The organism is Microbacterium sp. LWS13-1.2, assembly GCF_040144835.1.
In the GTDB taxonomy this organism is placed as follows: Bacteria; Actinomycetota; Actinomycetes; order Actinomycetales; family Microbacteriaceae; genus Microbacterium.
Map to the genome: position 1 here is coordinate 1,594,630 of NZ_CP151632.1, position 14,017 is coordinate 1,608,646.

15 protein-coding genes are annotated in these 14,017 nt (G+C 69.0%); 7 read left to right on the forward strand and 8 right to left on the reverse strand.

The genetic code is table 11. From position 1 onward, the window contains the following. Nucleotides 1-9: 9 nt before the first annotated feature. Nucleotides 10-1,353 (reverse strand): ABC transporter substrate-binding protein, encoded by a 1,344-nt coding sequence (locus tag MRBLWS13_RS07660; RefSeq protein ID WP_349428435.1) that lies wholly within the window; start codon nucleotides 1,351-1,353, stop codon nucleotides 10-12. Nucleotides 1,354-1,599: 246 nt separating this feature from the next. On the opposite strand from MRBLWS13_RS07660, the gene MRBLWS13_RS07665 reads away from it, so the two are divergent. Beyond that, entirely contained in the window at nucleotides 1,600-2,646 is a 1,047-nt protein-coding gene (locus MRBLWS13_RS07665; RefSeq protein ID WP_349428436.1) for a LacI family DNA-binding transcriptional regulator, read from the forward strand. 23 nt (nucleotides 2,647-2,669) lie between these two features. Here the strand turns inward: MRBLWS13_RS07665 and MRBLWS13_RS07670 are convergent, their stop codons facing one another. The 3 genes from MRBLWS13_RS07670 to rplJ form a co-directional block, all read right to left on the reverse strand. After that, nucleotides 2,670-3,596, reverse strand: a complete 927-nt coding sequence (locus tag MRBLWS13_RS07670; RefSeq protein WP_349428437.1) for a hypothetical protein — start codon at nucleotides 3,594-3,596, stop codon at nucleotides 2,670-2,672. Between the two features lie 173 nt (nucleotides 3,597-3,769). Beyond that, entirely contained in the window at nucleotides 3,770-4,153 is a 384-nt protein-coding gene (rplL, locus tag MRBLWS13_RS07675) for a 50S ribosomal protein L7/L12 (protein WP_349428438.1), read from the reverse strand. 48 nt (nucleotides 4,154-4,201) lie between these two features. Next, on the reverse strand, nucleotides 4,202-4,690 hold the full coding sequence (rplJ, locus tag MRBLWS13_RS07680; RefSeq protein WP_349428439.1) for a 50S ribosomal protein L10: 489 nt from the start codon (nucleotides 4,688-4,690) through the stop codon (nucleotides 4,202-4,204). Nucleotides 4,691-5,099: 409 nt separating this feature from the next. Between rplJ and fdhA the strand changes: the two genes are divergently transcribed. Both fdhA and MRBLWS13_RS07690 read left to right on the forward strand, forming a co-directional pair. Then, nucleotides 5,100-6,320, forward strand: a complete 1,221-nt coding sequence (fdhA, locus tag MRBLWS13_RS07685) for a formaldehyde dehydrogenase, glutathione-independent (RefSeq protein ID WP_349428440.1) — start codon at nucleotides 5,100-5,102, stop codon at nucleotides 6,318-6,320. A 55-nt stretch (nucleotides 6,321-6,375) separates the two neighbouring features. Further along, a complete protein-coding gene (locus tag MRBLWS13_RS07690) occupies nucleotides 6,376-6,774 on the forward strand; it encodes a heme-binding protein (protein WP_331911915.1) in 399 nt (132 codons plus the stop codon). Nucleotides 6,775-6,815: 41 nt separating this feature from the next. Here MRBLWS13_RS07690 and MRBLWS13_RS07695 read toward each other — a convergent pair whose 3' ends face one another. After that, the gene (locus MRBLWS13_RS07695; RefSeq protein WP_349428441.1) at nucleotides 6,816-7,451 is read right to left on the reverse strand and encodes a 4a-hydroxytetrahydrobiopterin dehydratase; all 636 of its coding nucleotides are present in this window, start codon (nucleotides 7,449-7,451) and stop codon (nucleotides 6,816-6,818) included. Nucleotides 7,452-7,609: 158 nt separating this feature from the next. Here MRBLWS13_RS07695 and MRBLWS13_RS07700 point away from each other — a divergent pair, with 158 nt between their 5' ends. Continuing rightward, nucleotides 7,610-8,317: a YqaJ viral recombinase family protein gene (locus MRBLWS13_RS07700; RefSeq protein ID WP_349428442.1), complete on the forward strand. Its 708-nt coding sequence runs from the start codon at nucleotides 7,610-7,612 to the stop codon at nucleotides 8,315-8,317. Between the two features lie 30 nt (nucleotides 8,318-8,347). Here MRBLWS13_RS07700 and MRBLWS13_RS07705 read toward each other — a convergent pair whose 3' ends face one another. Beyond that, nucleotides 8,348-8,851, reverse strand: a complete 504-nt coding sequence (locus tag MRBLWS13_RS07705) for a 2'-5' RNA ligase family protein (RefSeq protein WP_349428443.1) — start codon at nucleotides 8,849-8,851, stop codon at nucleotides 8,348-8,350. A gap of 49 nt (nucleotides 8,852-8,900) precedes the next feature. Then, on the reverse strand, nucleotides 8,901-9,503 hold the full coding sequence (locus MRBLWS13_RS07710) for an amidohydrolase family protein (RefSeq protein ID WP_349429012.1): 603 nt from the start codon (nucleotides 9,501-9,503) through the stop codon (nucleotides 8,901-8,903). A 354-nt stretch (nucleotides 9,504-9,857) separates the two neighbouring features. Between MRBLWS13_RS07710 and MRBLWS13_RS07715 the strand changes: the two genes are divergently transcribed. The 3 genes from MRBLWS13_RS07715 (at nucleotide 9,858) to MRBLWS13_RS07725 (ending at nucleotide 12,955) form a co-directional block, all read left to right on the forward strand. After that, nucleotides 9,858-10,544, forward strand: a complete 687-nt coding sequence (locus tag MRBLWS13_RS07715) for a TetR family transcriptional regulator (RefSeq protein WP_349428444.1) — start codon at nucleotides 9,858-9,860, stop codon at nucleotides 10,542-10,544. Between the two features lie 177 nt (nucleotides 10,545-10,721). Next, nucleotides 10,722-12,479 carry an MDR family MFS transporter gene (locus MRBLWS13_RS07720; protein ID WP_349428445.1) on the forward strand — a complete coding sequence of 586 codons (1,758 nt, stop codon included), beginning with the start codon at nucleotides 10,722-10,724 and terminating at the stop codon, nucleotides 12,477-12,479. A gap of 11 nt (nucleotides 12,480-12,490) precedes the next feature. Beyond that, complete coding sequence (locus tag MRBLWS13_RS07725) at nucleotides 12,491-12,955, forward strand: MarR family transcriptional regulator (protein ID WP_349428446.1); 465 nt, start codon at nucleotides 12,491-12,493, stop codon at nucleotides 12,953-12,955. Nucleotides 12,956-13,002: 47 nt separating this feature from the next. Here MRBLWS13_RS07725 and MRBLWS13_RS07730 read toward each other — a convergent pair whose 3' ends face one another. Beyond that, nucleotides 13,003-14,010, reverse strand: coding sequence for a sugar phosphate isomerase/epimerase (locus MRBLWS13_RS07730; protein WP_349428447.1), 1,008 nt, complete (start codon nucleotides 14,008-14,010; stop codon nucleotides 13,003-13,005). Nucleotides 14,011-14,017: the final 7 nt, after the last annotated feature.

The following is a 14,017-nucleotide window of genomic DNA, read 5'->3' on the forward strand; positions in this document are numbered from 1 at the left end:
TGCGGTGCGTCAGTTCTCGTAGCCTGCCTGGATGTCTTCCAGGACCTGCGGTGTCGGCTTCCCGTCGACCCAGTCGACCATGCCGCGCCAGAACGATCCCGAGCCGACGGTCGCCGGCATCAGGTCGGAGGCGTCGAAGCGGAACACGGTCTCGGGGTCCTGCAGTACCGTCATGGCGTCGGTGAGGAACTTGCTCGACGCCAGCGACGGGTCTGCCCCGGTGTTGGCCGAGATCGCGCCGCCGAGTTCGACCCGGGTGTCGGCCCACTCGGGCGTCGACATGTATTCCGCGACCGCCTGGGTGGCCGCGTCATCGGTGAAGGTCGTCACGAGCTCGCCACCGCCCGACACCGAGAACGGCTCGCCCTCGAATCCGGGCATGAGGAACGCATACACGTCTCCGTCTTCGGCGACGTCGGGCGTTGCGCCCTCCGCCGTCTGCACCGCGAGGAAGTTCGCGGTGAGGAACGACGCCTGGTGGGTCAGTGCGCAGGTGCCGTTGGCGACCGCCGCGGCGATCGGGTCGCCGAACGCCGTGGAGTTGATGCTCTGCACGTCGCCGAAGCCGGCGTTGACGTAGGTCGGGTCGAGCAGGACCTTCGCGACCTCGTCGAACGCTGCCTCGATGTCGGGGTCGGTGAAGGGCGTCTCTCCGGAGGCCCAGCTATCGTAGACGTCGGCGCCTGCCTGGCGCAGCACGAGATCCTCGACCCAGTCCGTGCCGGGCCAACCAGACGCGGCTTCGGACGAGAAGCCGGCACACCACGGCGGTTCACCTGTCTTCTCCCGGATCGTGGCCGTCAGCTCCAGCAGCTCCTGCCAGGTCTCGGGGATCTCGACCCCCCACTCTTCGAAGCTCTTGGGCGAGTAGTAGATGTAACCCTTCAGGTTCGCCAGCATGGGCGCAGCGTAGAAGGTACCGTCGACGGAGCCGATGTCCTTCCAGGCGGCAGCCCAGTACTCGTCGACGTTCGCCGCGACCTCGTCGCTGCCCTCTACGACCTCGCCGGTCTCGACCAGGGAACGGAACAGACCGGGCTGCGGCACGATCGCGATGTCGGGTGCCGAGCCTCCGGTGACCTTCGTCACGATGTTGCCCTCGAACCCCTTGTCGCCGGTGTAGACGACCTCGATGCCGGTATCGGCGGTGAACTGGTCGAACGACTTCTGAAGCGCCTCCGCCTCGGTGCCGGTGATGCCGCCGGAGATCTCGACCGTCTCGCCCTCGAGCGAGCCGTCGCCGGCGTCGCCCTCGTCACCACCCTCGGCGCAGCCCGCGAGAGTCAGTGCCGCGACCGCGGCGATCCCCAGCGCGATGTAGCCGTGTCGACGACGTGATCGCAATGCAGTCATGTTCGTCTGCCTCCTCTTCGAGTCCGCGGAGCCGCAACGCATCGCGTACCCCGCTCGTATGGATCGGGAACCGATTCCATGTTCACGGTAGGGGATGCCGCATGACGGCACAATGACCGTGGGTCACAACTCGGTAAACACCGAAAACCGGGGTGGCGTCCGCGAGGCGATCACGGCACAATGAGGCCCGGAACCGGTTCCACAATTCGGGCGACGGCGGCGTCCCCAGGAGGCGAGGAGGACCCGATGGCGGGCATCGCCGACGTGGCTCGCGCGGCAGGCGTCTCGAAGTCGACCGCTTCCCGTGCCCTGACGGGCGCCGGCTACGTCTCGGCCGCGACGCGGGCGCGGGTGAGGGATGCGGCAGCGGCGCTCGGCTACGTCCCCACCACGAGTGCGGTGAGCCTCGTGACCGGTCGCACCCAGACCGTCGGCGTCGTCATGCCGTCCCTCGACCGGTGGTTCTTCGCCCAGGTGCTCGAGGGGATCCAGGACGCGCTGCTGGAGCGCCGCTACGACCTGGCGCTGTACGGCGCGCCCCCCGAGTCGGCCGCGCGTCGCGAGATGTTCGAGCATTTCCTCGCCCGAAAGCGGTTCGACGGGCTCATCGCGGTGGGCATCGAGCCGAGCGCTCGCGAGCTCGAGCGGCTGATCGCCTTCGGCAAGCCGGTGGTCGCGGTCGGCGGTTACGACATCGGCACGAACGCTGTGTCGATCGACGACGAGGCGGCCGCGCGCATCGCCACCGAGCACCTCATCGGCCTGGGCCACAGCGAGATCGTCTTCCTCGGCGGCGACCCCGACGGGCGCCGGACGAGCTTCGCCGACGGCCGCCGGCTCCACGGCTACCGCCGCGCCATGCGCGATGCGGGCCTCGAGGCGTCCTCCCGTCACGTCCAGTCCGAGGTCGCGCTCCCGGGCGGGTACAGCGCCGCGGTAGAGCTGCTGGGCGACCGGCGCACCCGCCCGACGGCGATCGTCGGCGTGTGCGACGAAGTGGCGGTCGGCGCGATCATCGCGGCACGCCGGCTGGGCATCCGGGTTCCCGAGCGGCTGAGCGTCGTCGGCATCGACGATCACGCGTACGCCGAGATGTTCTCGCTCACGACGCTGCAGCAGCGCCCTCACCAGCAGGGGCGGGCGGCGGTGCAGCTGCTCATGTGGCAGCTCGACGACCCCGAGGCGCCGATGAACCGGCTCTACGAGTCGTCTCCTCTGGTCGTCCGCAACTCGACGGCGGCTTTCGACGACGACGCGTCCGCCATCATCGGGGTCGGGCCGCGCCGCACCTAGCTAGGGGGGCAGGCGGCACACGTTCACAGCCGCCCGAGGTCGCGGAAGGTTCGACCCTCCCAGGCGACGCGCTCGACGGCGTCCTCGACGCCGGACACGGTGCGGAACGTCTCGCCGCCGGATGCTTCGACACGCACGAGTCCGCGATCGATCGGCGTCGCCGGCGGCCCGGTCACGATCGCCTCGAGCACGCGGGTGAACGCGCCGGTGCGGTGCAGCGGAGCGAGCAGGTCACGGCCGTCGCGGATGTGCCCGGCGAGATCGTCGAGCAGCGAGATGCGTTCGAATGCGTACGCGCGCGGAGCGCCGCCCCGTCGCGATGCACGTGGAGCATGTCGAGCGTGTACAGGTAGACGAGGAATCCACGGGTGCCCCGCACCAGCACATACGGCTCGCGGCGTCGTGCGGCGGTCACCGCGAGACCCGCGGCGACGCGGGCGCCGCCGCGCACCTCGACGACGAGGGACGACGTGTCGTCGGTCTCGATGTCGTTCGCGCGGCGGAGGTCCGCGTCGATCGACACGACATCGTCCGGTGCGGCCGCCCCGGGGGTCGGCGACGGCGACGAGTTCGAAGTCCGCGCCGGCGAGCACGGCGTCGACGTGACTGCGGCCGTGCCCGTGGACACCGGCGACACCCACGCCGAGCAGTCCGGTCACAGCCCCGCCTGAGCGCGCAGCGCGGGCGGCGAGCGTCTCGGCGCTGGCCGTCACCTCGGGCGATCCGTCCTCGGCGAACAGGGACTCGCCGTGCTGGCGCAGCCAGTTGTTGAGGCCGCCGTCCTCGAATCCCCAGGACTGCGAGCCGACGACCGCGCCGCCACTGGCCGCGGTGACCTCCTCGGCGATCTCGTTCAGGTCGTCCCACGACCAGGTCTCGTCGTCGGTCAGCTCGATGTCGAGGCTGTCTTCGAGTGGTGAGAATGCGCTTTCTGGAATGCGCTTTATCATTCTTGTCACAACGGATGCCGGAACGCAGTCCCTGAGAAAATCAGGGGTGATTCGAGATCAAACCATGAGAAAGGGATTTCGCGGAACGAGGTGGTTGGTCGGTCGATTCCCCTGCCCGGACATGACGAAAGCCCCGGACGCACAGCATCCGGGGCTTTCGCGAAGGAAAGAGATTACTTGAGGGTAACCGTCGCGCCGGCCTCTTCGAGAGCGGCCTTGGCCTTCTCGGCGGCCTCCTTGTTGGCGCCCTCGAGGACGGCCTTGGGAGCACCGTCGACGACAGCCTTGGCCTCGCCGAGGCCGAGCGAGGTGAGCTCGCGGACCGTCTTGATGACCTGGATCTTCTTGTCGCCGGCAGCCTCGAGGATGACGTCGAACGAGTCCTTCTCCTCCTCGACGGCAACGTCGGCGCCCGCGCCACCGGCGCCGGCAACGGCGACGGGAGCAGCAGCGGTGACGTCGAACTTCTCCTCGAACGCCTTCACGAACTCGCTGAGCTCGACGAGGGTCAGGTCGGCGAACTGCTGGAGCAGTTCCTCAGTGGTGAGCTTCGCCATGATGTATCTCCTAGATAGATGGGGTTGTGGGAAGAGATCGCCGGTCGCTCACGCGGCCTCGGCGGTCTCCAGCTTTTCGCGAAGCGCGTCGATGGTCGCGGCAGCCTTGCCCATCGTCGCCTTCATCATGCCCGCGGCCTTCGCAAGCAGAACCTCACGGCTCTCGAGCGAGGCGTACTTGTTGACCTCGTCGGCGCTGAGGGAGTTGCCCTCGAAAACGCCGCCCTTGATCACGAGAAGCGGGTTGGCCTTGGCGAAGTCACGCAGAGCCTTCGCGGTGGCGACGAAGTCGCCGTGCACGAACGCGATGGCCGACGGACCCTTGAGGTCCTCGTCCAGCGCCGTGATCCCCGCGTTGTTCGCGGCGATCTTGGTCAGCGTGTTCTTCACCACGGCGTATTCCGCGTCCTGACGGATGCTGTTGCGCAGCTGCTTGAGCTGGGCAACCGTCAGACCGCGGTACTCGGTCAGCAGAACGGCGTTCGAGTCCTCGAAGTTCTTCGTGAGCTCGGCAACCGATGCGTCCTTCTGCGCCATGGTCACTCCTTGTGTGTGTGAGACGCTCCGCGGTGGCGGGGCGCCGGCCGGAGGCATCCGCTCATCTTCTCGTCACGGCAACAAAAAAGCTCCGGCGCAAGCGCACGGAGCGGGATTCCTGAATCCAGGAGAATCGTTCGTGACACCTGCGCGGGCCCCTGCGATGCAGTGCTTCGATCTTCGTGACGCTTGCGCGCACGTCAATGACCGGCGGTCTTCGGCTCCCACAAGGGTACGCGACGCCCGCGCTCCCGCCAAATCGGCGCCCGCCATCCGTCACGGCGCCGCTCGCGCCCCACGCTGCCGGCGGGCGGCCCCGTTGCGCGTGGCGTCGCCGAGGTACAGGCTCGCATCAGAGCCAGCATGACCGAGTCGCGAGGTCATCCGCCGCGCGACGGAGAGGACGAAGATGTCTGCCAACAGGGCCGTCGCCTACAAAGGCCCCGGCGAGGTCGAGGTCGTCGACACGGATTACCCGGAGTTCGAGCTGAAGGACGGTCCGGGCGTCAACCCGGCGAACGTCGGCAGGAAGGTGCCGCACGGCGCGATCCTCAAGACCGTGAGCACGAACATCTGCGGCTCGGACCAGCACATGGTGCGCGGCCGCACCACGGCACCTGCAGGTCTTGTGCTCGGCCATGAGATCACCGGTGAGGTCGTCGAAGTCGGCCCCGACGTCGAGTTCGTCAAGGTCGGCGACATCGTCTCGGTGCCTTTCAACATCGCGTGCGGCCGCTGCCGCAACTGCAAGGAGGGCAAGACCGGCATCTGCCTCAACGTCAACCCCGACCGGCCGGGGAGCGCCTACGGCTATGTCGACATGGGCGGTTGGGTGGGGGGCCAGGCGGAGTACGTGCTGGTGCCGTACGCCGACTGGAACCTGCTGGTCTTCCCCGACCGCGACCAGGCTCTCGAGAAGATCCTCGACCTCACCATGCTCTCCGACATCTTCCCCACCGGGTTCCACGGCGCGTACACCGCCGGCGTCGGCCCGGGATCGACCGTCTACATCGCGGGCGCCGGCCCCGTCGGCCTCGCGGCCGCGGTGGGGGCGCAGCTGCTCGGTGCGGCGGTGGTCATCGTGGGCGATCTGAACGCGGACCGCCTGGCGCGGGCGCGGTCGTTCGGCTGCGAGACCGTCGACGTGTCGGCAGGCGACCCCAAGGATCAGATCGAGCAGATCCTCGGCGTACCCGAGGTCGACTCCGCCGTGGACGCGGTCGGCTTCGAAGCGCGCGGACACGGAGCGGATGCCTCGCACGAGGCTCCCGCGACCGTGCTGAACTCGCTGATGGACATCACCGCAGCCGGCGGCGCGCTCGGCATCCCGGGCCTGTACGTCACCGGCGACCCTGGCGGGATCGACGAGGCCGCGAAAGTCGGGTCGCTGTCACTGCGGCTCGGACTCGGCTGGGCGAAATCGCTGTCGTTCACGACCGGCCAGTGCCCTGTCATGCGCTACAACCGCCGGCTCATGATGGCGATCCTCCACGACAAGGTCGCGATCGCCGATGCCGTCGGCGCCACCGCCATCGGACTCGAGGACGCCCCGCAGGGATATGCCGACTTCGATCAGGGAGCGGCGAAGAAGTACGTGCTGAATCCCAACGGGTACATCCAGTCCACCTGACAAGGAGCGGAATCCTCGATCGAGGCATCCGCTCGCCCACGAAAGGAACACCACCATGTCCGTCACCCTCGAAGACGCCCGTCGCGTCATCGCCGCCGCGGAGAAGCGCGCCGACGAGATCGGCCAGCCCATGAACATCGCCGTGGTCGATGCGGGGGGCAATCTCGTCGCCCACGTCCGTCAGGACGGCGCGTGGATCGGCAGCGTCAACATCTCGATCAACAAGGCCTGGACCTCGCGCGCGTTCGACATCGAGACGAAGACCCTCGGTGAGAACTCGCAGCCGACGCAGCAGTTCTACGGCATCCACGCCACCAACGGCGGCAAGGTCGCGATCTTCGCCGGCGGCGTCCCGCTCTCCCGCGACGGCGCCGTCGTGGGTGCGGTCGGCGTCAGCGGCGGCTCGGGCGACCAGGATCAGACCGTTGCAGAGGCCGGCGCCGCCGCCTTCTGACACGATCGGCTGCCGCCGGCCGGCGACCGGCGCGCCGCCCTCTACTCGCGCCAGGGGCAGAGGTCCACCTTGTGGCCGTCGGCGTCCGCCAGGGTCCACCACTCGGGCGCGTGGGAGTCGTCGACGATCACCCCGCCGGCGGCGAGCGCTGCCTCGAGGCGCTTCTCGATCACGTCGCGCGGAGCGTTGACGTCGAGGTGCGACCTGCCGCGCAGCGGCTTGTCGACGGGCTGGAACCAGATGAGAGGCCCCCGTCCGTCGGCGTCGAACAGCACGCCGTCGCGCACTTCGCGAAAACCGGTCACCGCCTTCCAGAACGCCAACGCGGCGCGCGAATCGGGCGTGGCCACGGCGAGCATGAGGTCCTGCATGCGCTCGGTCTCGGCGCGGATGTCGAGCTCGCGGGCCGCCTGTGAGATCTGCGCGGCGAGCGCGGCATCCTTCGCCGTCAGGCCGCCCGCCGAATGAGTGAGCAGCCGCACGCGCACGGTGGCGTAGCGCAGGTCGACGTCGGGGTGGTGGTCGGCTGCCTCGGCGAGGTCGGCGATCGCCGCGAACAGCTGCGCGCCTGCCGCGAAGCTGCCGGTGCGGAACAGGGCGAAGGCGCCGGTCACGCGGGGACGCCAGTCCTCGACACCCGGGAACGCGCGGAATTCGTCTGACGTGATGGTGCTCATGTTCCCGAGGATGCCACCGCCGCCGCCGATCGCAACCCCTCTTGCGCACCGCCGTCCGTCGAGGTCGTGCGCATCGAAGGGCGCCATCGCGTGACGGACCCCATGCCGCTGGTGCGTCGCAGGCGGCGGATGTCGGGTCGGCGGCGTAGCCTCGAAGGGTGAACCCCGAGCACGCCGCCGCACGCCCCTCGGCGCTCGCGGCGCATGCACCGGACGTTGCGGCCCGCATCGTCGCGGATTCGCGCGACCGGGTCGCCTGGGTGCGTGCACGGTCGCGCGGCATCACCGCGACCGACGTCGCGACCCTCACCTCCGACCGGGCCATCGGCCGCGCCGCCGACGCCAAGCTGCTCGGCTCGGGCTTCTCGGGCAACGCCTACACGGCACACGGCCGGGCGCGCGAACCCGAGATCGCCGCGTGGGTCGCCGCGACTCACGGCGTCCAGCCCTCGTCGGCGTTGTTCCACGCGGTCGTCGAGAAGCGGCACCTTGCGACCCCGGACGGCATCGCCGTCGACGCGTCGGGACGCATCACGCTCGCCGAGATCAAGACGACCAACAAGGCCTGGCGCAGCATCCCGCGGTCCTACCTCCGGCAGGTGTGGTGGCAACAGCACGTGCTCGGGGCGGAGCGCACGCTCGTGGCCTGGGAGCAGCACGACGGCTTCGTGCCCGTCGGCGACGAGCCGCGCTGCGCATGGGTCGATCGCGACGAGGCCGAGATCGCGAAGCTCGTGCGCCTCGCCACCGCCCTCATCGACGAGCTCTACCTGCGTACGACGCGCTCTCGACAGCAGACAGAGCGGATGCCGCAGCCGCCTGCTGCGCCGCGCGAGCCGTTCCGCGCGCTCGCCCTCGCCGACTGAACCGGCCGACGTGCCGGCGCGGCCGGCGCCTCATCGGATCGTGGTCACCCGCCGGGCATCGGCGTCCCACACACGCGCTCCTGTCGCCTGCCCGACGACGTTCGGCGCCTTCACCAGTCGCATCGCCGTCGCCAGTCGCGCGGCAGTGAGCCCCCGCGCCACAGTGATGTGCGGCGTCCACCGGTCGATCCCGGTGTTCGAGTACCGCGGCTCGGGTCGGCCGGCGACCTCTGCGACGACGCGGTGGATCGCGAGGAGCGGCGCGCTCACGACGACGTGCCGCGCGAGCACGTACCGGTCCCGATGACCGAGCAGCACGAACCCGGCGAGCTCCAGGGCGACGGGGAGCAGCTCGGCGATGCCGGCGAACGCCGCCGGATCGACCCGGTCCCGCACCGCGAGCGTCACGTGCGGACGGTTGCTCGGTGCGGGATTGCGCCCCGAGCTCGGCAGATCGGCCCCGAGGAGCCGATCCCAGTCGTCCCGGACCGCGCGGTCGAGCTCGGCATCCGGAATCAGTTCGACACTGAACACGCCTCCATACTGCTCGCACCGACCGTACCGCGCGACGAAGACCCGGCGCTCACCGTGCCTGCCCCGAGGCCTCGACCTTCGCCGCCCCGACCGACGCGGCTTCCGCATCGTCGTCGGCCACCCCGTCCCAGCCGGGGGCGTCGACGCCTGCATCCTCGACCTCGGCTCCCGCCTGCTCCGGATCCCAGCCGGGCTTGGGCACGGAGTCGATGAGCAGCCGCGTGTACTCGTGCTGCGGGTCGCCGAGCAGCTCGTCCGTGCGCCCGCGTTCGACGATCTCGCCGCGTCGCATCACGACGGTCTCGTCGCACACCCGGCGGACGAGGCGCATCGTCGCAGTGTTCGCCCAGGACGAGTGGTGGTCGCGGCTCACGAGCAGCACCGGGCGGTCGGGCACGATGGCGTCGAGGGCGCCTCGCAGCGGCGCCCCGCCCGGGAAGTGGTCCATCGACCAGCCGCCGCCCACGATCCATTCCGCATCGGGATTCTCCGCGGCGTAGCGGGCGATCGTCGCGAGCGCGTCGGCGGCGTTCTCGGAGCCCGTGAGGTTGCACTGCAGCAGCTCGACGCCCCCCCGACATCGGATGGATGTGCGCGTCCTGGAAGCCCGGCGCCAGCAACGCGCCGGCGAGATCGACGACCTCGGTGTCAGGGCCGATGAGGACGGATGCCGCTTCCTCGCCGCACACCGCGGCGATGCGCCCTCCGCGCACCGCGACGGCGAGACCTGTCAGCGCCTCGTGGCTGCCCGCAGCCACGAGGTCGGAGCTGAACAGCGCACCTCCGGTGAACACGGTGTCTGCGAACGGCGTCTGTGCGTCGTCAGGAACGGCAGCGGCCACGGGACCTCTCCTTCGTCATCGAGCGGGTTGCTTGACGATAGGCGTTGGTCATCACTGGTGTCAACGGTGTTGACCCAGTTGATGACGCGACCTGTAGGCTCGGCGTCACGGGGCCCGAGTGCGGCTCCGTGGCACGATGGACGGCGACGGCGGAAGCGGGGATCATGGCGGCACGCAGGGGAGCGACGTCCGAGAAGTCCGGCGGCAGGCGCCTGGATCGGGCGACGATCATCGCCGCAGGGCTGGAGCTCGCCGAGACGACCGGCTCTGGATCCCTCTCCATCCGAGAGCTGGGCGCCAAGCTCGGCACCGACCCGACGGCGATCTATCGGCACTTCCGCAGCAAGGACGACCTCATGGGCGCCCTGCTCGACGAGCTCACGGTACGCACCCTCGCCGCTGTGACCGCGCCGCCCGAGGACTGGCAGGAGCGACTGCGCCAGTTGGCGTCCGCCACGCTCAGCGAGCTCTCCCGTTACCCCGCTGTCGGCCAGGAGGCCATCGTGCTCACCACGCACGGTCCCGGCGAGCTCGACGCGATCGAGTTCATGCTCGACGCGTTCTCGCGCGCGGGCCTAACGGGCGAGGACCTGGTGCAGCACTACGCGCTCATGGCGACGCACATCCTCTCGTCGGCCGCCGGCGTCGCCCGGGCGCGGACCGAGCGCGGGACCGCTGCACCCTCGGACACCAGCCCGTGGTTCGAGGGACCTCTCCTGGTCGACCCCATCAAGCACCCGCACATCGCTCAGATCTCGCCACAGCTTCTGCAGCTCGAGGACCGCGAGCTCTTCACACTCGGCGTCGAGTGGGTCATCCGCTCTGCCGAGCGCACCGCGCGCCCCGCCTGAGCCTCCGCCGGCGCCGGTCCGCCGCAGCGGACTGACACCGTACCTTCATCCGCGCTGATAGTTGACGCACATCAACCATTGTCGTATAGTTGACCCATATCAACTGTTGACCCTGGTCAACCATCTCTGCGCCGCCGTCGCCGCATCTCTTCCACCAACACCGTTCGAAGGATTCCCATGGCTACGTCCACCCCCGCGACCGGGTCGGTCGCCACTGGCTCGGCCGGCAGCGTGAGCGCCGACGAGAAGCGCCACCACCGCAAGGTGCTGCAGGCGCTCACCGGCCTGCTGCTCGGCATGTTCGTGTCGATGCTCGCGTCGACCGTCGTGTCGACATCGCTTCCCGTCATCGTCCACGACCTGGGCGGCGACCAGGCCGCGTTCACCTGGGTCGTCACCGCGACCCTTCTGACCACCGCGATCTCCACCCCCATCTGGGGCAAGCTCGCCGACCTGTTCAACCGCAAGCTGCTGATCCAGATCGCCATCGTCATCTTCGTGCTGGCGACTGCGGCCGCCGGCTTCTCGCAGGACCCGGGCACGCTCATCGCGTTCCGCGCGGTGCAGGGCATCGGCGCGGGCGGTCTCGCCGCGCTCAGCCAGGTCATCATGGCCGACATCATCAGCCCGCGCGAGCGCGGCCGCTACATGGGCCTGTTCGGCGCCGTGATGGCCGTCGCCACCGTCGGCGGACCGCTCCTCGGCGGTTTCATCACCGACACGATCGACTGGCGCTGGAACTTCTTCATCGCGCTGCCGTTCGCGGTCGCCGCGCTCATCATCATGCAGCGCACACTGCACCTGCCCGCTCGCCCCAAGGTGAAGGCGCGGATCGACTACTTCGGCATCGTGCTGCTCTCGACAGCTGTGTCGTTGCTGCTCATCTGGGTCACCAACGCCGGCAAGGACTACGACTGGTGGAGCACGGAGACCATCCTGATGGTCGGCGGCGCGCTGCTCGCGGCCGTGCTGTTCGTGATCGTCGAGCTGCGCTCGAAGGAGCCGCTCATCCCCCTCACGATGTTCCGCAACCGCACGTTCACGCTCGCGGTCATCGCGTCGATCTCGATCGGCATCGCGATGTTCGGCACGTCGGTCTTCCTCAGTCAGTACATGCAGCTCGCCCGTGGCGCCACGCCGACCGAGGCAGGTCTGATGACGATCCCGATGATCGGCGGACTGCTGCTGGCGTCGATCGTGATCGGCGGTCTTGTGACCCGTCACGGCATCTGGAAGCCGTACCTCATCGTAGGCGGCGTGCTACTCATCGCCGGCTCGTTCCTGCTGTCGACCATCGAGTACGACACGAACTTCGTGCTCGTCTCGCTGTACATGTTCCTTCTCGGTGCGGGCGTCGGCATGACGATGCAGAACCTCGTGCTCATCGTGCAGAACACCGCCAAGCCGAGTGAGATCGGCGTCGCGAGCTCCGGTGTCACGTTCTTCCGCAGCCTCGGCGGCACGATCGGCGTCTCGGTCATGGGTGCCGCACTGGCGACCTCGGCGACCGATCTGTTCTCCCAGCGCAAGGACGACATCGGTGCGGCCATCATGACGCTGGGCGAGAAGGGCGCCGCCATCGCGGAGCAGCTCCAGTCGGGCACGATCCCGCAGGTGTCGGCGCTGCCCGAGGCGATCCGCGTGATCGTGGAGGACATCTACGCCCAGGCCATCGCCCACTCGTTCCTCATCGCCGTGCCGCTGGCCGTGATCAGCCTCATCGCGATCATCTTCCTGCCGAACAAGCCGCTCACCCACATGACGACGAGCGAGCGCGTGCAGGCCAGCGAGGCCGACCTGGCGACTGTGTCGGTCGCCGAAGGCATGGACGCGCTGACCGCTACAGCAACGGTGAAGACGCAGGATGCCGAGACCGCCGTCACGCCCGAACAGTCGGGCGTCGCGGCGAACCAGACGCGGCGCACCCGGCGCTAATGTCGAACACGATGACCTCCGAAGACACTCGAGCGGCGCGCACCGAAGCGGTGCGCGCCCTCGAGGCTGAGTTCGGCGAGCTGATCAACCGCTTCCGCCGGATCATCACCGAGAACGCCAACCGCGTGAGCCCCGGCATGCTGCCAGGCGCCTACAAGGTGTTCACCACCATCGTGCGTCGCGAGGGCATCACCCTCTCCGCACTCGCCGAGGCGCTGACGGCCGACAAGGGCCAGATCAGCCGCACGGTCCGCGAACTCGAGCAGCTGAATCTGATCCAGCGCACCCCCGACCCCGACGACGGCCGCTCGAGCCTGCTCTCCCCCACCCCGTTCGGGCTGGAGCGCCTCGCGGAAGCACGCGCCCCGCAGGAGAGCCTGCTCGTCGACGCCCTCGCCGCGTGGCCGGTCGACGACATCCTGAACCTCACGCGGCTGCTGCACGCCCTCACCCTCGGCGAGCGACCCTCCGACTGAGGCAGCCACCACTGTGCGCCGCAACGCCACGACGGCGCTTCGCCGCCTCAGCTCTGGTTCGAGAAAGCGGCGTCGAACGCCGCCGCCGACGGCTGGTAGGTCGACAGGCGACGGACGAACTCGAGAGCCTCGGGTGCTCCCACCAGGCGATCCATCCCGGCGTCCTCCCACTCCACCGAGAGCGGCCCGTCGTACCCGATGGCGTTCAGCATGCGGAAGGCGTCCTCCCACGGCACATCGCCGTGTCCGGTGGAGATGAAGTCCCAGCCGCGACGAGGATCCGCCCATGCCAGGTGCGACGAGAGCCGGCCGTTGCGCCCGTTGCCGGTGCGCTTCTTCGTATCTTTGCAGTGGACGTGGTAGATCCGGTCTTGGAAGTCCCAGAGGAACCCGACCGGGTCGAGGTCCTGCCACACCATGTGCGATGGGTCCCAGTTCAGCCCGAACGCCTCGCGATGGCCGATCGCCTCCAATGTGCGGCGCGTCGTCCAATAGTCGTAGGCGATCTCGGACGGGTGGACCTCGTGGGCGAATCGGACGCCCACTTCGTCGAACACGTCGAGGATCGGATGGAAGCGCTCCGCGAAGTCCGCATACCCGGCGTCGACGAATGCGTCACTGGCGGGCGGGAACATGGCCACGGCCTTCCATATCGACGAGCCCGTGAAGCCGGTGACGGTCTTCACGCCCAGCTTCGCCGCCATCCGCGCCGTAAGCTTGAGCTCCTCGGCAGCACGCCCGCGGACCCCTTCGGGATCGCCGTCGCCCCACACGCGGTCGTTGAGGATATCGCGGTGGCGCTCATCGATCGGATCGTCGCACACCGCCTGGCCGGCGAGGTGATTGGAGATGGTGAACACCTGCAGCCCGTTGCGCTCCAGGATGTCGCGCCGACTCTGCACATACGCATCGTCATCCCACCTCGACACGTCGAGATGGTCACCCCAGCACGCGATCTCGAGGCCGTCGTAGCCCCACTCACCTGCGAACCGGGCCACCTCCTCGAACGGCAGGTCGGCCCACTGGCCCGTGAACAGAGTGACCGGTCGCGACATCGCGAGT